The 19,023-nt window shown below is 49.1% G+C and carries 17 protein-coding genes and 1 riboswitch; of the genes, 4 read left to right on the plus strand and 13 right to left on the minus strand.

Going from position 1 to position 19,023, the window contains the following annotated elements; all coding sequences use genetic code 11:
- Positions 1-407: 407 nt before the first annotated feature.
- The 10 genes from DRJ53_RS07950 to DRJ53_RS07995 form a co-directional block, all read right to left on the minus strand.
- Entirely contained in the window at positions 408-1,259 is an 852-nt protein-coding gene (locus DRJ53_RS07950; RefSeq protein ID WP_114235084.1) for an NAD(P)-dependent oxidoreductase, read from the minus strand.
- A 46-nt stretch (positions 1,260-1,305) separates the two neighbouring features.
- The gene (locus tag DRJ53_RS07955) at positions 1,306-1,701 is read right to left on the minus strand and encodes a secondary thiamine-phosphate synthase enzyme YjbQ (protein ID WP_241558495.1); all 396 of its coding nucleotides are present in this window, start codon (positions 1,699-1,701) and stop codon (positions 1,306-1,308) included.
- Between the two features lie 189 nt (positions 1,702-1,890).
- A complete protein-coding gene (locus tag DRJ53_RS07960; protein WP_162303831.1) occupies positions 1,891-2,412 on the minus strand; it encodes a GNAT family N-acetyltransferase in 522 nt (173 codons plus the stop codon).
- 417 nt (positions 2,413-2,829) lie between these two features.
- On the minus strand, positions 2,830-3,165 hold the full coding sequence (locus DRJ53_RS07965) for a hypothetical protein (protein WP_114235087.1): 336 nt from the start codon (positions 3,163-3,165) through the stop codon (positions 2,830-2,832).
- Positions 3,166-3,297: 132 nt separating this feature from the next.
- Positions 3,298-4,314: a bestrophin family protein gene (locus DRJ53_RS07970; RefSeq protein ID WP_114235088.1), complete on the minus strand. Its 1,017-nt coding sequence runs from the start codon at positions 4,312-4,314 to the stop codon at positions 3,298-3,300.
- A gap of 114 nt (positions 4,315-4,428) precedes the next feature.
- Complete coding sequence (locus DRJ53_RS07975) at positions 4,429-4,914, minus strand: universal stress protein (RefSeq protein ID WP_114235089.1); 486 nt, start codon at positions 4,912-4,914, stop codon at positions 4,429-4,431.
- Positions 4,915-5,037: 123 nt separating this feature from the next.
- Positions 5,038-6,447 carry a sensor histidine kinase gene (locus DRJ53_RS07980; protein WP_114235090.1) on the minus strand — a complete coding sequence of 470 codons (1,410 nt, stop codon included), beginning with the start codon at positions 6,445-6,447 and terminating at the stop codon, positions 5,038-5,040.
- Between the two features lie 12 nt (positions 6,448-6,459).
- Positions 6,460-7,137: a response regulator transcription factor gene (locus DRJ53_RS07985; RefSeq protein ID WP_114235283.1), complete on the minus strand. Its 678-nt coding sequence runs from the start codon at positions 7,135-7,137 to the stop codon at positions 6,460-6,462.
- A gap of 280 nt (positions 7,138-7,417) precedes the next feature.
- Positions 7,418-7,771: a hypothetical protein gene (locus tag DRJ53_RS07990; RefSeq protein WP_114235091.1), complete on the minus strand. Its 354-nt coding sequence runs from the start codon at positions 7,769-7,771 to the stop codon at positions 7,418-7,420.
- 127 nt (positions 7,772-7,898) lie between these two features.
- Positions 7,899-10,103, minus strand: a complete 2,205-nt coding sequence (locus tag DRJ53_RS07995) for a sensor histidine kinase (protein ID WP_123893436.1) — start codon at positions 10,101-10,103, stop codon at positions 7,899-7,901.
- 628 nt (positions 10,104-10,731) lie between these two features.
- A riboswitch (TPP riboswitch) is annotated at positions 10,732-10,827 on the plus strand.
- A 70-nt stretch (positions 10,828-10,897) separates the two neighbouring features.
- On the opposite strand from DRJ53_RS07995, the gene DRJ53_RS08000 reads away from it, so the two are divergent.
- From DRJ53_RS08000 to DRJ53_RS08015, 4 genes are read left to right on the plus strand one after another with little or no spacing between them, the layout of a single operon-like run.
- Positions 10,898-11,599 carry a class I SAM-dependent methyltransferase gene (locus tag DRJ53_RS08000; protein ID WP_114235284.1) on the plus strand — a complete coding sequence of 234 codons (702 nt, stop codon included), beginning with the start codon at positions 10,898-10,900 and terminating at the stop codon, positions 11,597-11,599.
- On the plus strand, positions 11,599-12,663 hold the full coding sequence (locus tag DRJ53_RS08005) for an AIR synthase-related protein (protein WP_114235093.1): 1,065 nt from the start codon (positions 11,599-11,601) through the stop codon (positions 12,661-12,663). Before DRJ53_RS08000 ends, DRJ53_RS08005 begins: the two co-directional genes overlap by 1 nt.
- Before the next feature lie 5 nt (positions 12,664-12,668).
- Complete coding sequence (locus DRJ53_RS08010) at positions 12,669-13,325, plus strand: thiamine phosphate synthase (RefSeq protein ID WP_114235094.1); 657 nt, start codon at positions 12,669-12,671, stop codon at positions 13,323-13,325.
- Positions 13,306-13,584 carry a Trm112 family protein gene (locus DRJ53_RS08015; protein WP_114235095.1) on the plus strand — a complete coding sequence of 93 codons (279 nt, stop codon included), beginning with the start codon at positions 13,306-13,308 and terminating at the stop codon, positions 13,582-13,584. The genes DRJ53_RS08010 and DRJ53_RS08015 overlap by 20 nt, the downstream gene beginning before the upstream one ends.
- Positions 13,585-13,825: 241 nt before the next feature.
- On the opposite strand, the gene DRJ53_RS08020 is transcribed toward DRJ53_RS08015, so the two are convergent.
- From DRJ53_RS08020 to DRJ53_RS21675, 3 genes are all read right to left on the minus strand, one after another.
- The gene (locus DRJ53_RS08020; protein ID WP_114235096.1) at positions 13,826-16,516 is read right to left on the minus strand and encodes a DUF7133 domain-containing protein; all 2,691 of its coding nucleotides are present in this window, start codon (positions 16,514-16,516) and stop codon (positions 13,826-13,828) included.
- Positions 16,517-16,537: 21 nt separating this feature from the next.
- Positions 16,538-17,308, minus strand: coding sequence for a ThuA domain-containing protein (locus DRJ53_RS08025; protein ID WP_114235097.1), 771 nt, complete (start codon positions 17,306-17,308; stop codon positions 16,538-16,540).
- A 418-nt stretch (positions 17,309-17,726) separates the two neighbouring features.
- Entirely contained in the window at positions 17,727-18,947 is a 1,221-nt protein-coding gene (locus tag DRJ53_RS21675) for an alpha/beta hydrolase-fold protein (RefSeq protein WP_114235098.1), read from the minus strand.
- Between the last annotated feature and the right edge of the window lie 76 nt (positions 18,948-19,023).

Consider the following 19,023-nt stretch of genomic DNA (forward strand, 5'->3'; position numbering starts at 1 on the left):
TATATATTTATTAGAAATTTTTATACATACTCGATTTGTTATAAGCAAACAAGCTCTTCTGAGCAATGTGCATTTCTAAAGTTATGACTCGCTTACCATACCGGTCACCGGCAAAAGCAGCATAGTCTAGCCATCGGCACTCATACCAGAATACCTACAGCAAAATCGCTCCGCTGCTAAAAATTTGCAGGCGGGTTCTATTATTATTTTTCAAAGGGAACATTGAGCTAGCACAAGAACACCCGCCGTGTAACGGGTAAGGTCGGTTGCGATTTTACCATTTAAAACAATTGCTCATCATTAATGCGCAAAAACAAATTGTGCATTATTGATGAGCAATTGAACATTATTAAAAACCCGCCGGGGCTATGCTTTCTACCAGGCATACGTAGCTAATACACCTGTCTTCAAACTACATCACTCCCCACCACCGTCCAATCATGGCTGCCAAAACCCTGCTCAATCCAACGATCCATCACTCCGGCAATGGACGGCAGCAAAGCAAGACTTGCTTCGTGGTTCTGCGCAGCATTCAGAAACAGCTGTGTGTCTTTTCGGGCCATAGCAAGCTCCCATGATGGCTCCGTGTGATCGGAAGCCGTGAGCCGGCCCATGCGGGCCACAAACTGCGTCCCGGGGTTCCATTGTTCTAACAAGCCCAGTAGGTCTTCTGCCGAAGTGCCCAAGGCCTTGCCGATGGCCAGTGTTTCGCGAAGGCTGAATGTGTAACAAACCAAAAATGCATTGCCCACCAGCTTCATTGCCGCGGCCTTTCCCACTTCAGCGCCCAAGTGTATTATTTTTCCGGTCATGGGTGCAAGTATTGGCGTGAGTTGCGCCAACACTGCTTCATCTCCCGATAACAACATAAACCCTGTGCCTTCCAATGCATTGGCCGGCCCCATAAAAACCGGTGCATGCTGGTAAATAAATCCGCGATCTTTCCAATATGCGGTGCGCCGGATAGCGCCTTCCTTTGACGTAGTGGTGTGGTCCACGATCGTTGCATTTGGTGCAAAGCCAGCACTGGCTGCCTCCAGCACTTCATCCACCGATGCATCGTCCTTCAAGGTTACATGAATGATTCCTGCACCCTTCACAGCGTCCTGTACATCGGCAAACGATTTTGCACCAACGCTTTCCAACTCCTGCGCTTTCGATGCTGTGCGGTTCCACACCTGCACTTCCTCGTTCCTCTTGCGCATGGCTTTTACAAAATTGGAGCCCAGTAAACCCATGCCTAAAAATGCCTTGACCATTGCTGAATATTTTGCTTGTAAAATTGATGAATTAAAAGATACCGGTTCATGCGCCCCAAACAGTAACCACCAGCGACCTGCTGCCGCCCTGATTGCGGTGCTCGCATAGATAAATGCCTTGCCAAGTGCCCAAGGCAAGTCGGCCATTGCGTACCGGGATTAAAACCGAACTGCCCAGCAGCGATGACTTCAGGTGTGCCGGCATATCATCAGATCCCTCATAGTCGTGTGCATAATCCGGGTCGTTTTCCTGAACGGTTTTATTAAAAAACATTTCAAAATCCTGCCGCACTGTCGGGTCGGCGTTTTCGTTGATGGTGAGTGATGCCGATGTATGCTGTATAAATACCTGGCACATGCCGGCGCCCATCTCCCGCATTTGCGGCACTGCCCGAACCACTTCGTTTGTAATTAAATGAAAACCCCTCCGATACTCAGGCAATCTTAATGTTTGCTGAAACAAAACCATACGCAAAGTTGATCAATGATGAAGTTACCAACACTATGAAAGACTGTTGAAACTTATAGATGCAAACAAAAATACACCGATTAAACCTGGGTACCGCAGCATGCGTTTAGTACAATCAGTCACTGTTCACCTTCAATTTAGCGACATCAAGTTGCACATTCATCATTCATTTGCTTGCACATAATTCGGCGCCAGTTTTGAATAAACCGCTGTATCCGCAAAGTGACCCCTGTTGAAATAATTTTCCTTAAAAAGCGCCTCTTGTACAAAACTGGATTTCTTCAATAGCGCCGCAGAAGCAACATTGCCCGGATCTATCCGGGCCTCAACAGAATGCAGCCGCATGTCCGTAAATCCGTAATGCGCCACGGCTTGCAACGCCTCGTACATATAACCTTTTCCCTGCAGTTGGGGCTCAATCATATACCCGATCTCTGCACGGTAATTTTCCTTTTCAATCCGCCACAGGCCAATACTGCCTACATGTGTTGCCGTTTCATTTTTTAAACAAATGCACCAGGTAATGCCATCGCCTTTTTGCAAAGCATCTAAAATGAGCTGAATCCATGCTTCGGCATCCTCAATCGTTTGGGTCAGCGGCCGGTTGATAAACTGCATTACGGCATCGTCGGAGCGCAACTGATGCACGCCGGCTGCATCGGCTAGCGTGAATTGACGCAGCAATAGTCTTTCTGTTTTGAGCAATGGAAAAGGGCTGAAATTTGGCGCGAGCATAGGGTGGAAATTAGCGCATTCAGGCCACTTGAGGAATGGACAATAGTGAAATAATTTCACCCGCCCCGGCATGCAAGTAACATAGTTAAACGTGCCGCAAAAGCCGCACAGCGCCGGTATTGATCCCAACTACATGATGATCGATGTATGAACAGACGACAACATCATGTACATGGAAAACTAAACATCACCTATCGTTAAAATCAAAATGCATTGATAGCTCCACATGGCACTTCAATGCATTTTTACATAACGAAATTATGGAAGGATACTTTAGTGCACCACGCAAAACAAGGCAACTTTTTCAATCGATAAGTTGCAAACAATACACAAGCTTTTGCATCGAAGCAAAAGCTATTCTGTCCATCAATTCAAATTAAGAAAGCTCGAAGGCGCATCCTGCCGGCACAGGCCCGGCGGAAAACGATCGGAGAAATGCAGCAGCAATTGCATGAAGCTTTGCCAATGATTGCCGCTGATTTCAACAACCAGCACAGCCGTCAGCGCATCGTCTTCGCCGTGTAATAAAATCGTTTCGTACCGGTGAATGCTGGCGGCAGCTTTTGATTTTAAAAACACCCGCTGTTCCAAATTACGGGTGGAAATAAAACCGGATAGTGCTTGCTCCACTTCATCGGTGAGGTCCGCTTTGAGGTAAACAAAGCGGTGCCAATATGTTTCTTCGCTGATAATTTTTTGCATATTTCCCTTTTGTTGTCACCACAAAATGCTGGCAAGCATTGTCAGTAAAAAGGCGCTAATCGCCGCTACTTTTTTACCAATAAAATCATTCCGAAAAAAGCATGAACAAATCCTGCTGATGGCTGTTGGCGCTTACAGCAGGTAATACTTCAGGCCGTCTTTGTGTTGGTAACGAACATCGCATTCGTCTTCTTCAGGCACCACAGGATGCGCTTTCAATGGCACCTTATCGCCCACATGATGACCATTGCGCATGCTAAAAAGCTGATGCTTAACGGGCTGTATACTCAGGTGATAGATCTGCTGCAGGTTTTTTTCAATGTTTGCTGCAATGGTGGTCATAGGCGTGTCCGTAGGTTTATTTTCGAAGGGATCCTGCAGGTGGATGCCCATTTTCTCGATTAGCAAAAAGCAGGCCGAAACCGCCACCACCAGCGGCACTTCCAATACACCCAGGTACTCAATTACGCCAAAAGGAAGCAGTGCAATGAACAACATCAGCGACACATGTATGTACAAACTGTAGGTACTTGGAAACACGGTATTCTTGATCCGTTCGCATTTACCCATATGATCGGTAAGCCTCGAAAGTGTACGATCCAACTCCACTTGCTGAAAGCGGTTGAGCCAGCCTTCTTCCAATGCCAGTTGCAGATCTTTGCCCATGCGGTCAAGCAACGCCGCAGGCACATTATCCATTTGCTTCATCAATTGGTATTCATCCTGCGTCAGGTAATGCTCCACCCTTTTCAACGGATCCTGTCCCCGCAAGTGTCGGCCCAAGCTATAACACCAAGCAATTTGCCTGCGGATAAAACGGCCGGTAAACGCCTGCACCATACCCGACTCTTCCTCCACCGGCATGAATGAAGTGATCTGCCGCGCCACCGTACGGGAGTCGTTTACAATGGCGCCCCAGATATGCCGGGCTTCCCACCAGCGGTCGTATGCCTGGTTGCTCCTGAAACCAAGCAGCAGGGAAATGACCGTACCTAATATAGCTGGTATGGACACCGGTATGGAAATATGGTGTAGCTGAAATGTATGGTACATTACACTCACAAGAATGGCGTAAATAGTAATGACAATAACCTCAAATTTTATTTTCCCAAACACATACTTGAAGGGAATATTTTTCTTTAGCAACATAATCTTGTCATTTAAAGGGTGATGCTGGAGACAAGCCCGGCTCCACGCGGACGGCATGATAATCTGATTGAAAACTTTGTGGGAAACCGGACCCATCCCAGCTGGTGCGGGCAGCTATTGCGCAGCCATCGGGAAAGAAGGCATAAACGGCTGCTCGTAAACAGGCTCTGTTTTCCGCACACCAGATTTGAGCACCGGAACACCGCATTTTTTAAAAAGGAATTGTGGGTCAACGCTGCGGTCGTGCACGGGTTTGAAGTAGTAGTCTTCGGGGCAATAAATAAGGTCGATATCGTTGGCTTCAACAAAGTTGCGGAACACCGAACGGGTGCTGCCGGTCATGCAGCGCACAATGATTTTATTGATGCGCGAACCATGGCTATCCTTCAGTTGCTTGCATGCCTGGCGAAACGGCTCCGACATCAGTTCACACGAGGGATCGCGGTGGCCCGCACCCAACATATCGAGCGGCGACACAGGCGGCTGGAATGCATGAAACAGCACGATGTTGCACTTTTCATAGTTGCCGTTTTTCATTGCTTGCTCGGCCATCATCAATGAGTATGCGGTAAAATCAGTTGGTACTAAAATGTTGGTCATAAATGTAAAATTTAGTACCACAAAACTTGCATACTGGTCTTAGTAACACCTAAGAGGAGGATAAGAAAAGGATTAGAATGTTTTAAAAAATCGATTAAAAAAATGGGCACCCTCTAATCTTTCTTAAGATTGTTCATGCATCGCCAATTCGGGTTTTGCATTTGTTGCACACAGCGGAAAACGGACAATTACCTTAGTGCCTGCGCCTTCTTTAGAATGAATTTCAATGGAGCCTTTGTGCAGTTGAATAATATTATTGGCCAGCGGCATACCGATGCCATAGCCTTCAAAATCCTTGGTGTTGGAAGCTCGGAAAAACGGATCGTAGATGTATTTTAATTCCTCGTTGGGAATGCCAATGCCCTTATCCTGCACCGTTATGGCCACTATGCCGCTGGCCACCTGCAGGTGCAGGTGCACGGGTTGGTTGCGTGAATATTTACAAGCATTCAGCACAATATTATTCACCGCAGTTTTCAGCAAATTGTAATTGCCCGAAATGCTCAATCCCGCTTCATCGGCAGGCAATTCATCGAGCATGATCTGTATTTGTGCATCGGGAAAAATAGCGCTGCAATCTTCTTTTACATCAAACAGCAATTGGTCCACCCGTACCGTTTGCCACGATTGTGCCCGCCCATCAAAACCCGTTTGTGCCAGCGCCAGCAAGCCTTTCGAAATGGTTTGCAGCTTTTCGGCCTGTTGCACTATTTGCTGCAGGCTGTAGCGGTATGCTTCAGGCGTTCGCTCTTTTGAAAGCGCATAATCGGCTTCGCCAATGATGTTGGTAAGCGGCGTACGCAACTCGTGTGACGCGTTGCTGATAAAGTTATTCTGTGCTTCAAATGCCGTTTCCAGCCGGTTCAGCATCTGGTTAAATGTGCTGGTGAGTTCGGCTATTTCATCGCCACCTTTGCGGGCTGTTAAGCGCAGGTGCAGGTTGCCCTGGCTGATTTGTTTTACCCGGTTAATAATATCGCGGATGGGCTGAAATGTTTTGCGGGAAAAAATAAGACCCACGCTAAAAATGAGCAGCACTGCAATGCAAAACTGGATGATCTTAAGGGTACGCAACCGCGCCATCATTTGGCTGCCATAGCGGTTGGTGGCCGATTTAATGACCAGGTACCGACCCGACTCATCGTTGTACACAAGGCCCGCAAAATGCCGGAAATCTTTTTCGTAAAACACCGTGTTGCCACCGGCATTGATGATCTGTTGTAAAAACGATTGCGGTAAATCTTTAGGTGGTGCGGGTGTGAGCCGGCCGTTCGCATCCAGCTTTAGGATCACTGCTTTTTCTTCGGGCAGTTTCTCTAAATATTGCCGCTGAATGGCCTGGAAAGCCTGCGTGGAAAGATGATCCTGCTCGAACCGGAACTTGGCTGAGATGCGGGCCCTGAGCTCCACCCTTTTGTCAAAATCGCGGTGGGCAAATGAGTCCACCACCAGGTATACCGTTACACTTAAAATAAGAAAGATGGTAGCGGTAAGAATGGTGAACAGTATGGTGGTCTTCGTTTGGATCTTCATATAATGGCAGCATTAAGCTTTCAGCATATAACCCATGCCTACTATGGTTTGAATCAGCCTTTTCTCGTTGTGGTCGCCCAGTTTTTTGCGCAGGTAGTTTACATACACATCCACCACATTGGTGCCCATGTTGAAGCCAATGCCCCAAACTTTTTCCAGTATTTCCATCCGCGATACCACGCGGTTTTTATTGCGGATAAAAAACTCGAGTAGGCGAAATTCCGTTGAAGTTAACACTACCGGGTTACCATCGCGGCTCACCAGTTTTGTTTTAAAATCCACCACAAGCGTGTCGAGTTGTTGTTCTTCTTCATCGTCCACCACGGTAAGCGCCCTGCGCCGCACCAGCGATTTTAGCCTTGCTTCCAGTTCATCAAACTTGAACGGTTTTACCAGGTAATCGTCGCCGCCGGCATTGAGGCCGGCCACAATATTTTCGGTAGTGCCCAGTGCGGTTAAAAATAAGATGGGCGTATTTACTTTGGCCATGCGCAACTGCCGGCACACTTCCATGCCGTTGGTTCCGGGCAGCATAATGTCGAGGATCAACACATCAAAATCAAATTGCAGCGCCATATTGTGCCCCATAGTGCCGTCCGGCGCCACAGATACGCTGTAGCCTTTTTCTGAGAGGCCCCGGTTGATGAGGCTGGCTACCTGTGGCTCGTCTTCTATCAGCAGAATCTTCATGGTTTCAGTATTCATATGCAACAAAGCAAATTTGAAAACGTTGGCTGTACCGGTTGATGGCCGCCAATTGCACGATCCAAACATTGGTGCTGATTGCTGCATTGATCTACAAAAAATGCAGCGCAATTGCCAGCACCAAAAGGCCATCTGTTCAAAATTAGGGGGCTGCGCCAAGATTTGGTGCGTTCAGTTTGCCTCCGCTACCCAATGTGTTCTTAAAAAAGAAAAGGCAGCAACCGAAAACAGTTGCTGCCTTTTTATAATACGACAAAAATCTTTACTACTGCTTCAACTTTTCGTTGTTGCGGCCAATAGAATAGTATCCTTTTGATACAAACGGTACAAAACTCGTGGCATTTGCATCAACAACTATTTGTTTTTGCAACTTACGGTTGTTGTTACCAATCGAGTAATAACCTTTTTGCACCGTTGGGTAGGTGTCGCTTGTTTTTACTGCAACAGCCGATTTGCCCCGCACTTTAGTTGCATTGTTTCCAATGGAGTAATAACCTTTGGTCACCGTTGGCCCAACGCCATTCGGCGTTGCATCATTTTGCGTGGCGGCCGTTTGTGCGTACAAACCAGAGCCTATTAAAAGAAACGAGGCGGCCATTATAAGCTTTCGTGTTTTCATATGAATAGTGTTTAGATCCAGTCAAAAAATATGTTCCGGATTTATCTAAACAGAAATCATGCAATTGCATTGTGCCGATGGAAATTTCCCCGCGCAATTAACAAATTTTTTCCAAAATGCAACAGCCTCAAATAAGCCCCTGGTGCTGCTTTGCGGGAAAAGTAAGGATGAATGTGGCGCCGTGGCCGGGCTGGCCTGTAGCAGTAATGGTGCCACCGTGGCGCTCCACTACGCGTTTGCACAAAGCCAGCCCTAAGCCCGTGCCTTCAAACACGTCTTTTGGGTGCAGCCGCACAAAACTGTGGAAAATTTTTGTAGCTTCTTCTTCATTAAAACCAATCCCATTGTCGGAGAGGCGTATTTCCACCCAATCCTGCTCGCTGCCGTGCAACGGTTTCGATTCGATGGTGACCACCGGTTTCACGCCTGCTCTTGTAAACTTAAGAGCGTTGTTCACCAGGTTGTAAAACAACTGGTGCAACAGCACCGGGCTGCCTTCAATAATGGGCAGCGGGTGCACGTTTACCTGCGCATCTTTTTCCGAAATCACCAGTTCCAAATCGTCGGTTACGTGGTGCAGCACTTCGTTCAGGTCAACGGCTTCGGCATTTTGTGCTTCAAATTTTACCGTAGAATAAGCAAGAATGCTTTCGATCATTTGGTTGAGCCGCGATGCAGATTTTGCCAACCGGTCGATCAGCGCCACGCCATCGCCCAATACATTTTGGTACCTTATTTTAACCAGGTCGATACCTGTACGCATTTTGCGCACCGGTTCCTTCAGATCGTGGCTGGCCACATGCGCAAACCGCTCCAGGTCCTCGTTTGATCGCTGCAATTCGAGGGTTCGGGCCTGCACCGTTTGTTCCAGTTCTTCATTAAAACGCCGCTGCGCATCTTCTGCCATCTTGCGTTCGGTGATGTTGATCATAGAGCCCACCATGCTGGCCGGTTTGCCTGCAGCATCAAAAATCAGGCGGCCACGATCAAGGATATAAATTGCAGTACCGTCCTTTTTTTGCAAGCGGTATTCACCCGACCAAAACTTTTGATCTCCTTTTGTAAAGGCCTGCATGTCGGTGACAACGCCAGCGCGGTCTTCGGGGTGCACATAACTAATCCAGGAGGCAAATGAAAAAGGCTCATCGGGCAACGGGTAACCGAGCACCACTTCAAAGTTTTTGTTGCAGGTTACGGTATTGGCCGCAATATCCCATTCCCAGATAATATCGTTGGTGCTCAGCGAAACAATTTCATAGCGGTCTTTTTCGGCTTTATATTGTTCGGCTAAAACGCGGTTCTTTTTGCTCAGTGCACTCAGGCGCATCAGGATGAACAGCAGCAAAACATTGACGATGATGCCGGCAATAGCAATGATGTTGGGCAAACGAAGCTCGTAGCGGGAAACAAAATTCGGCCTGGATGTAAAAACCACCGTCCATTGGTTTCCGCCCACTGTTACATACCGCGGAGTTGAAAATGCTGCACTACTTTTTTGCGCATTATAACCATTGCTGGCATAGAACAAATGGGTAGTATCGGTGTTGCGGCCATCATACATTTCAAATTCAACCGGCGTATCTACCGAACCTAAAATACCCCGCATCAGGTCGTTTATCCGAAAAGGGCTGTACACAAAACCTTTCAACGCAGCACGGCGGTCGGCTACCGTAGCCAGGCTCATATTAGGCCGGTAAACGGGCAAATAAATAAGGCAGCCCTTTTGTACATCACTGCCAATTTCCTGTACCAATGTCACCATTTGCGATGCTGCAGGGTCGCCGCTATCACGGGCCCGCTCCATGGCAGCCCGCCGATGCTGCTCGGTAAACATATCGTACCCAAATGCCCGCAGGTTGCGGCCGGTAAAAGGCGCCAGGTAAAGGATGGAATGATATTCTTCCCTTGCATGCTCGGGCCAAACACGGAACATGGGGTAGCCTTCGGCCATTACTTTTTGGGTAAACTCAGGTACTTCGTCCGGCGATAATCTTATGGTGAAACCCACTCCCTGGATGCCGGGATAAGCTTTTTCCAACTGGAGCGTTTGCACATAGCGGCTCCACTCGGCCCGGGTGATGGTATCTGCAGCATAATAAAAACCAACGGCACTACGCAACACTTGTTTGTATGCGGCCATGCGTTCCTGTATTGCCGACTGAATGTTGCCGATGGTGTAATCAAAGCGGTCGGCGGTGCGTTCCTTAAGTGTGCTGTAAGAGATGTACCAGGCCACCAGCGTAATGACAACGGAGCACACAAACAAGCCGCCCAGCAAGGTAGTTCTGGTGATGGTTTGATTGAAGTTGCTTTTTGGTTTTAACTCGGACAACTTGGTTATCAAATTGATGTGAGTGGCAAATATATACCCGCAGCCATAAATAACCGCTTTTGATGCCGAGCATGCCCGCACCGATCGTTTCTTTGCAACAATAGGGCAAACTGCTATGGCTACACCATACTAGGTTCGCTCAATGCAGCCCGATGATACAAGTCTGTTTATTTTACTTATAACAACGGCCCTACTTTAAAAGCGAACCATGCCACTGTTGCAAGCAACTAGTTTGCCATTTATGAAAAAGGTAAAATGTCTTCGAACGCTGTGCACACTTTTCACCAAAGCAACGCCGATGCATTAAAAGGTATTGAGAAGGTACACATTGAATGATGAAACCAAACCATGTACACAGAAGCAACAAGGCTGATGTTTTAATGCTGAATAATGATCCACAGCCCTTCATCACAGTAGCGCCAAAGACATATCAAGGCATTACCACGAAATGGTGCCGTCATTTGATTTCGGGCCTGCGGGATTACTTTTTTGCAGGAGCAAAAAAGTAAAAGTATAACTCACCAAATTGACACAACGATGTTGCCCTTTATCTCGGCGAAAGCATAAATATTCAGCCAGCGTAAATCGAATCCTCCCCAAAAACTTATTCTTCCCTACATTTGTCCCAATAGTTGCATCGGGGCGTTTCCTGCAAGGAGACTGAGATTGTACCCGTGTACCTGATCTGGGTAATACCAGCGTAGGAAATGCAATGACATCCTTGGTTTATATCCGGGTGAAAGCAGCATTTTCTACGCATGGAAATGCTGCTTTTATTTTTTAAACCAACGATGATGGGATTTGAACTCGTTACAAAAGAGCTCACCAACTGGCAGGGCCGCAAAGAATGGTTCTTCAACCGCGAACACACCGACACCTACGAACAATGGTACGAAGGCCGCTACAAGCGGGCCGAGATCTGGCAGAAAAAAGTGATCGGCGACCTGGTAAAAAAAGACTCCCGTGTACAAGAATTACTCGAGTTTGGCTGCGGCACCACGCGGTTTACGCGTTGGTGGAAAGACATCGGCATTGAAGCTACGGGCGGCGACTTGTCGCCGTTCATGCTGGGGCAGGGCGTGCACTTATTCAAAGGCGACCTGGTGCTGGCCGATTCGCATTTCATGCCGTTCAAAGACCACAGTTTTGACGCCGTTGCATTCATCACCACGTTCGAATATTACCGCGATCCCGTGCAGGTGATCCGCGAGGCTGCCCGTGTAGGCCGCCATGGTATTGTGTTTGGCATGATGAACCGCAACTCGCCCAAGCTGGTGCGCCGCAGGGTGCAGCAGGTATTTGGCAAAAATCCATTTTACGTTACGGCTACATTTTATTCGCCGCAAACACTGGTGCAAAAAATTGACGAAGCCCTAAAAGGCCGTAATTATTCCATTGAGTGGACCTGTACCGGCCTGCCCAAATGGTTCCCGGTGCAGCAATGGAGCGTGCCCTACGGCGATTTCTTTGGCATGTATGTAAAATTGAATCCCTGATGCAACAGTTTCCGGAAAGCGGCAAAATTGGCGACGAGCTGTTCAAAGAAACCATCTATCCTTTTTGCGGCAGCCAGCGGCCCGAAGTAACTACGCCGCCGCAGTTTGGCGTGGATGTTTCCATCATTCAACTGCCCAATGGCTATGAAATGGCACTCACCAGCGATCCGCTGTCGCTTATACCCACGCTGGGTTTGCGGGAGTCGGCATGGTTGTCGGTTTGCCTGATGGCAAATGATATGGCCACCACCGGCAAGGCGCCGATGTATGCACAGTTTGTGCTCAATTTGCCGCCAACATTATCAGCCCCCGACTTTGCCGAATATTGGAAATACATAAACCAGTATTGCACCAAAATGGGCACCGCCATTACAGGCGGCCATACCGGCCGCTTTGAAGGCATGCATGCAACGGTTGCAGGTGGCGGCACCATGATTGCCACGGCGCCGCAGGGCGAAATGCTGACCAGCAAAGGCGCCGCTGCCGGCGATGTGATCATTGTAACCAAAGAGGCTGCACTGATTGCTACATCGATATTGGCCCGCAGCTTTCCGCAAACGGTGGCCAACAAATGCGGCACCGAAGTGCAACAGGCGGCTGCCGAATTGTTTGAGCAAACCAGCGCATTGCCCGCAGCAATTGCAGCGGCGTCATTAAATACAGCGCAATACAAAGCGGTAACGGCCATGCACGATGTAACCGAAGGTGGCCTACTCTGTGCTATTTACGAAATGGCTTTGGCTGCAAATTGCGGTGCTGTAGTTGATGAAGCAAGCTTGCCTACTGGTGATGCGCAGCAAAAGGTATGTGCTGTTTTTGGAATTGACCCGCATTATTGCATTGGTGCTGGTTCCATGATCATTGCTGCAAAAAAAGACGCGGCAGCATCGGTAATTGATGCATTGCAAGCCAAAGGCATAAAAGCCACAGCAGTCGGACATTTCACACCAATGACAGAAGGCATACAAACCATGAAGAATGACATAAAAGCACCGCTCATTCATCCGGGCACCGATCCGTATTGGAAGGCGTTCTATGAAGCTTTTGCGCAGGGTTTAAAATAAACGACATGACCAAACGAACGATTGATGGTGGACTATACCTGGTGGTTGATCCGGGGCTGCAACTGGATGTTTTGCTGCCTAAAATAACCGCAGCCATTGAAGGCGGCGTATCGGTAGTGCAGGTATGGAATCATTGGAATGAAGCACAGGATAAACAGCTTGTGGTCAATGCCATTTGTGCTGTTGCGCATGCACACAACATACCGGTGCTCATTAATGATGCGTGGGGATTGTTGCACACAACGGCACTGGACGGCGTTCATTTTGATGCATTGCCCGATAACCTTACTGCAATAAGGCAAACAATACAACGACCATTTATCATGGGCATCACCTGCGGCAATGATCTTGCCCGCATCCATTGGGCCAACAACAATGGTTGCGATTATGTTTCGTTTTGTTCCATGTTTCCTTCGGCATCAGCCGGTGCCTGCGAAATTGTGTGCCGGGAAACGGTGCTGCAGGCAAGGGCCATAACCGGCCTACCCATTTTTCTCGCCGGCGGCATTACAGCACACAACCTGCCGCTGCTGGCCGGTACGGGCTTCAATGGCGTGGCACTTATTTCCGCCATCCTGCATGCCGATGATCCCCAAAAAGCTGCAGCATATTTTACCACACAACTAAAAGAATTACATACACATGAAGGCATCACTCATTAACAAACTTTGCTGCCCGTTTGATAAACATGATTTAGCAGTACAGGTTTTTGTAAAAGACCAACAAGAGCATATTATTGAAGGTATGCTTACCTGCACGCATTGCAAACGGTACTACCCTATTGCCTATGGCGTGCCCATTATGAGCCCCGACGAATACCGCGAACCGCAGTTAGAAACACCGCTCCTGCAACGATGGAGCCAGCATTTACCAGCGCAACATTTTGAAGGATTTCGCTTGTTGCAAGATGCAAAGGAATAATGCTGGTTTTAAGTTAGAATCTTGTTGAGCAATGCGTGTCATGCCGAACTCGTTTCGGCATCCCCTTATACTTTAGTAAACACTGATTGATGAGGGAGATGCCGAAACGAGTTCGGCATGACAACTCTAGAGTTTAAAGAGACAACCTGATAGTGAAATCGGGGTTGATAGAGATGAAACATTAAAAAGGCCCCACAAGTGGGGCCTTTTTAATGATATGCGGAAAACGAATTTTCAAAACCTACTTCGCTCCTTCCAGCGTTTTGATCCACTCCGCAATTTTGGTCAACTCCGCTTTTGGCACATGCGCCATCGGTGGCATGGGCGTAGCGTAGTCGGGCCAGTTTTTGGGGTTGGGCTTTTGCATCAGCTCCACCATGCGGGCCACGGAGTATTTCTTTTTTGCCACCTCGGCGTAAGCGGGGCCTACCAGCTTGTTTTGCGGGTGGTGGCATGCCAGGCAGGTATTCTTTTGCAGCAGCGGCGCCACCTCGGCATAGGTTACCTTTTTTTGTTGGGCAGGTGCCTTGGCTACGGGCTTGGCACTGCTTACAGCAACTGCTGGTTTTACCGATGCCTTGCTGCTTGTACTGGTATTGGCTGTTTGCACAGCAGTGGGCTTGTTGTCTGTGGCTGCCGTTGTTGTAGCAGCGGCCGTACTGGTCTCCAATTCGGCAAGTGTCCACAACGCTGTTCTTGATTTATACTGCGCCCTGATGGCAGCTACTTCGGCCGGCGTAACATACGGCGAAGTGGTATCTCCGGGACGACGGAAACGGCGGGTTACGTTGCCAAATTCATAACGCACATAGTTTACTACCGATGCTATCCAATCGTCGGAATTTTCGCCCAGTGGCGGCATCACCGAAGGATATTCTTTGCCATCAATCGGGCCTTGCAAACCATGCAATACAATCTTCACCAGGTTGGCTTTATCGCCATTGATGCGTTTCGATTCGGGCAGCGGTGGTGCAGCCAACGAATTGCTACCGGCAGCGGCCAGGCCTTTACCACCGGGGCCATGACAGGTTACGCACAACCCGGTAAAAATGCTGGAGCCGGCCAGGATCAATTTGCGTTCCTCGGCAGGCACATTGGCCAAGCGGGCACCGTATGTTTTGATATCGGTATTGCGGTCCATTGATTTTTGCGCAGCGGCAAAAATGTCGTTGCTTTTGTTGGTAGCCAGCAACTCGTCAGCAACGGTTGCAGCATTAGCAGGCTTGGTGCTGTAAAAAGAAAGATACAGTTGCAGCCGCACGTCATGCGACGGATCGTTCTTCATCGCAGCCAGGTTGGCTGCCATTTCACCATCGCCCGCTTTCAGGTAGCGTTCACCAATAATCACAGCCGCTTTGCGCAGTTGTGGGTGCTCGTCTTTCAATGCAGTATACACTATTTCTTTATCTACGGCGTCCAATCCTTCCAGCGTCCACAGCGCATGCAGGCGGGCCAGGTGCGAAGACTTGGCAGCCAGCGAACCCTGCTCACCACGCATGATGGCTTTCAGCGTAGGCACCACCGATTTATCGCCCAAAACAATCAATTGCTTTTGTGCATTATCGCGCCACCAGCCGTTTTTATGATCGAGGTAAGTAACCAGTTTTGCCGGCGACTCGTTCAAAATATTGGGCTTGGCAGGTTGCTTAAATCCATCGTACACCAGGCGGTAAATACGGCCGTGGCCAACGTTTTTCTGCAAGCCTCTTGCTTCAATTTTTTTACGTAAAAAAGAACCGGGACGGGTCCAGTTGCCCTGCTGAATGATACCGCGGTGCATGTCCACGATGTACAGGTTGCCATCGGGGCCGGTATAAGAGTTTACCGGGCGGAAATTCATATCGGTAGAGGCAATAAACTCCTGGCGGTAGTAGGCATTTTGCACCGTGATCTTGCCCCGCAGGTTGATCACTTTTGCACGCCGAATGATGCGGGCCACGGGCTCACACACAATATAGTCGCCGGCCATATCCTGCGGCAAAGCATCGCCACGGTAAATCGACTGTCCGCAAGCGCCGGTAAAATGGTTCAACGTACTGTCGGCACGCAGGCGCATTAGGCCGCCCTGCACATCTGGCGTGGCGATGATGGGGTACACTTCCTGGAACTCCTTACTCACCTGGTCGGGCAAATCCAGTGCGCCGTAGGATGGGTTCATTTGCACCCGCACCAATGGGTTTTCACCACCGGCGCTGGAAAGGAACAGGCGTCCGTAGTTGTCGTGGGTTACGCCCCACTGTCCGCCGGGCCCCGAAGGAATAGAGTCGGCGTGCAGCATGCCGTTCTTGTATTTGAACCGAACAGGATCGTACGTGAGGTAGATAAAGTTATCGACGTTCCAGTCGAGGCCGCTGCGCTGGTGTTCCATGTTGGCGTCCAGCGAACGGTAAGCTGCATTTTCATACACAGTCCGCTTTTGGTCGGCCTTACCATCGCCATCTGTGTCCTTGTAGGCTTTAATGGTAATGGTGTTGGTTTCGTTCACCAGCAATTCGTTGTTCACGCAAAGAATCATGCGGGGCAGCAGCAGGCTGTCGATAAACACGGTGCTTTTGTCCATCTTTCCATCGTTGTCGGTATCCTCCAGCAGCGATACACGGCTTACCGGCTTTTGCTCGCCGGTAGCGTCGGCATCCTGCATGTAGGTCAGCATTTCGGCCACGTACATGCGGGCATTGCCATCCCAGGCCACGGCCACGGGTTCTTTAATCATCGGCTCGCTGGCCACCAGCTCCAGTCGGTAACCCGGCGGCAGGTTGAACGTTTTTAAACTTTCTTCCGGGCTCAGGTAATCGGCCGTTGGAATAGAGTCGAACTGACGCGAAGGGTAAGGAGTGCCCAGCTTACCCTGCACCGAATTTTTGGGCGGGTTGCAATTGTAAATGGTAAGGCAAAAAAGAGCCAGGCCTGCAATCGGGAAAATCTTTTTCATGAGCAATTTGTAAGAGATCAGTTACTTGATGGCCGCAGCGTTTTTGGTTTTCACTTCGGCCTTGGCGCCCATTACATATTGAATGGCTCCCAACACATGTTGCTGGTACATCGGGTCCTCCCACGAACGGTTGTCGTGGCCCAGTGCGGTATAAAAAGCGCGGCCGCCATCGTACTCATGGTACCACGCCATGGGGTGGTCTTCGCCGTTCTGGCCGCCGGTGTAGCTGTTTTCGTCGATGGTAATGAGCACGTTCAGATCGGTGCCAATCCATTTAAAATTATACAGTTCATCCCAGCGCTTCCACACTTTAGGCAGGTGCGCCGTGGCTGGGTGGTTGTTCACCAGCACATTGAACACCGCTTCCTGCGGACGGGGATGGTTTTTAAAATAAGCGCCATTGAGGCCGCCAAACCAAGGCCAGTCGTGCTCGGTATCGGCCGAAGAATGCAGGCCCAGGTAGCCGCCGCCTTTTTGAATGTATTGTTCAAATGCTTTTTGCTGCTCCTCGTTGAGCACATTGCCGGTGGTGCAGAGGAATACTACGGCGGCATATTGTTTCAGGTTGTCGGAGGTAAATACATCGGCGCTTTCGGTGGTGTCCACGCCAAACTTATTGGCTTGTCCCATCGCAAGGATCTGTTTTTTACCCCACTCGATGGAAGACCCGTGGCGGAAGCCTACGGTTTTACTGAACACCAGAATCTTTTTTTGTTTGGGCGCATAACTGGTCAAGGTTACCGAGGCAGCTACCAACACCAAGAGCAAACACCACAATTGGCTTTTTTTCATAACACAAGCATGTTTTGTTGGGTATTTAAAAAACTGGCCGCAGCAATTATTTGGTTGGTGGCGGCAAGCATTTTATCACAAAGCAGAATCAATTTTACTTGAATACATTTTTTAGCAGAAAAATGAAAGAACAGCCAACGCATCTTTTTGTGTAGCAGACAAAAGCTTTTAGTTAAATGCATCTCTTCTTAATCATTTGCCGGCGTAAAACTTGATTCGCAATTGAAGCATCATTAAAATAGACGCGTCGCATTTTCCTTCAAATTGCCTCCTCAAAATGGCAATGTTCTTACCTATCGCTATAACAGAAAAGAGCAGGCAAACCATTTTTGACGATGATTTGCCTGCTGTCTTTTTATGTTGCTGCAATTACAGGGCATGCATTTTTTTGGAAAATAAGACGCACCTGTAACGAGGCTTAATTTTTAAACAACAAAGGCGCCATCTGGTACAGGCTGCGGCGCCATGTTTGAAACTCGTGTGCAGTGCCCGGCGAAACATAAGTGCCTACTTTATAACCAGCCGCTTTCAAATCAGCTTCCACTTTTGGCAGCGCTTCGGCACCGCGGGTTTCCTTGCTGCCATAGGTGATATAAATAAGGTTCGGCTTTGTTTTGCCTTGCAGATCTTCCGGTGTATAGTTACCGCCACTGAATAAGCCCCAGTATCCAAATACATCGGGTTTGTTGAGGGTAATATACTTGGTTTCTGCTGCACCCATCGAAAGACCGGCCATTGCACGGCCGTTGCGGTTGGCAATGGTGCGGAAGTGTGCATCCACATAAGGGATCAACTCGTCTACCAGAACCTCCTGGAAACCATTGTTGGCGATCATGGCTGCCATGCCGCCACCCGGTGTAGCCGGACGGGCAGGAGCAGGAGCGCTACCTGTGGCAGGCGCGGCGCCACCAGCAGGGGCTGCTGCAGGACGGGGTGGTGCACCTGGCCTTCCGCCTGTGTTGGTCATGCCATAGGTCATTACCACAATAAATGGCTTTGTCCGGCCTTCGGCAATCATATTGTCCATGATCAGGTTGGCTTTGCCCTGGATGCCCCATGAAGTTTCGTTTTCACCCCAGCCATGCTGCAGGTATAAAACGGGGTATTTGGTATTGCCTTTTTCGTAGCCCGGCGGGGTGTACACATAAGCCACCCGTGAGGTTTTGGTGCTCTTTGATGGAAACAAAACCTGGTGTACATGGCCATGCGGCACATCTTTCAGCGCATAAAAATCCTGGTCTTTGGCCGGTATTTCAATGCCGCTTTCCCAACGCTGCGAACCATAAAAATTGCCGGTTCCTGGGTCGTTGTAAACGCCGCCATCCACAATCAGGTGGTAGTAGTGAAAGCCTTCATCCATGGGGCCGGCAGTGGTGCCGGTAAAAACGCCATCGGGACCTTTGGTCAGCCGGGTGCCGCCCTGTCCGCCGAGGCCCAGCGTAACGCGTACACTATCTGCCTGTGGCGCCACAATGCGAAAACGGGCATAGCCCTGGGAGTTTACCTGCGGGTAATCCTGGAAAGGCTGGTTGAAAGAAGAAGGCTTGAAATCTTCCAGCGGAGCGGCCCCGCTTTGTGCAAAGCCGGCACTGCCCGTAAGGAAAGAAGCCAGCAAAAGAGTGGAATACTTGAAACTCATATGGCCATGATTATAGTTTGGTGACTTGATACAAATGCTATTGCAATCGTCTTCAGCGGGGCACGGAAAAAGGGAA

This window comes from Paracnuella aquatica, from assembly GCF_003332885.2.
In the GTDB taxonomy this organism is placed as follows: domain Bacteria; phylum Bacteroidota; class Bacteroidia; order Chitinophagales; family Chitinophagaceae; genus Flavisolibacter; species Flavisolibacter aquaticus.

What these genes read in the sequence shown, in the direction of transcription:
- DRJ53_RS08010 (WP_114235094.1), top strand. Translation starts at nt 12,669, where the DNA reads ATGACCAAACGAACGATTGATGGTGGACTATACCTGGTGGTTGATCCG.
- DRJ53_RS07950 (WP_114235084.1), bottom strand. Translation starts at nt 1,259, where the DNA reads ATGGTCAAGGCATTTTTAGGCATGGGTTTACTGGGCTCCAATTTTGTA.
- DRJ53_RS08015 (WP_114235095.1), top strand. Translation starts at nt 13,306, where the DNA reads ATGAAGGCATCACTCATTAACAAACTTTGCTGCCCGTTTGATAAACAT.
- DRJ53_RS07980 (WP_114235090.1), bottom strand. Translation starts at nt 6,447, where the DNA reads ATGAAGATCCAAACGAAGACCACCATACTGTTCACCATTCTTACCGCT.
- DRJ53_RS07990 (WP_114235091.1), bottom strand. Translation starts at nt 7,771, where the DNA reads ATGAAAACACGAAAGCTTATAATGGCCGCCTCGTTTCTTTTAATAGGC.
- DRJ53_RS07965 (WP_114235087.1), bottom strand. Translation starts at nt 3,165, where the DNA reads ATGCAAAAAATTATCAGCGAAGAAACATATTGGCACCGCTTTGTTTAC.
- DRJ53_RS08005 (WP_114235093.1), top strand. Translation starts at nt 11,599, where the DNA reads ATGCAACAGTTTCCGGAAAGCGGCAAAATTGGCGACGAGCTGTTCAAA.
- DRJ53_RS21675 (WP_114235098.1), bottom strand. Translation starts at nt 18,947, where the DNA reads ATGAGTTTCAAGTATTCCACTCTTTTGCTGGCTTCTTTCCTTACGGGC.
- DRJ53_RS08020 (WP_114235096.1), bottom strand. Translation starts at nt 16,516, where the DNA reads ATGAAAAAGATTTTCCCGATTGCAGGCCTGGCTCTTTTTTGCCTTACC.
- DRJ53_RS07975 (WP_114235089.1), bottom strand. Translation starts at nt 4,914, where the DNA reads ATGACCAACATTTTAGTACCAACTGATTTTACCGCATACTCATTGATG.
- DRJ53_RS08025 (WP_114235097.1), bottom strand. Translation starts at nt 17,308, where the DNA reads ATGAAAAAAAGCCAATTGTGGTGTTTGCTCTTGGTGTTGGTAGCTGCC.
- DRJ53_RS08000 (WP_114235284.1), top strand. Translation starts at nt 10,898, where the DNA reads ATGGGATTTGAACTCGTTACAAAAGAGCTCACCAACTGGCAGGGCCGC.
- DRJ53_RS07985 (WP_114235283.1), bottom strand. Translation starts at nt 7,137, where the DNA reads ATGAAGATTCTGCTGATAGAAGACGAGCCACAGGTAGCCAGCCTCATC.
- DRJ53_RS07970 (WP_114235088.1), bottom strand. Translation starts at nt 4,314, where the DNA reads ATGTTGCTAAAGAAAAATATTCCCTTCAAGTATGTGTTTGGGAAAATA.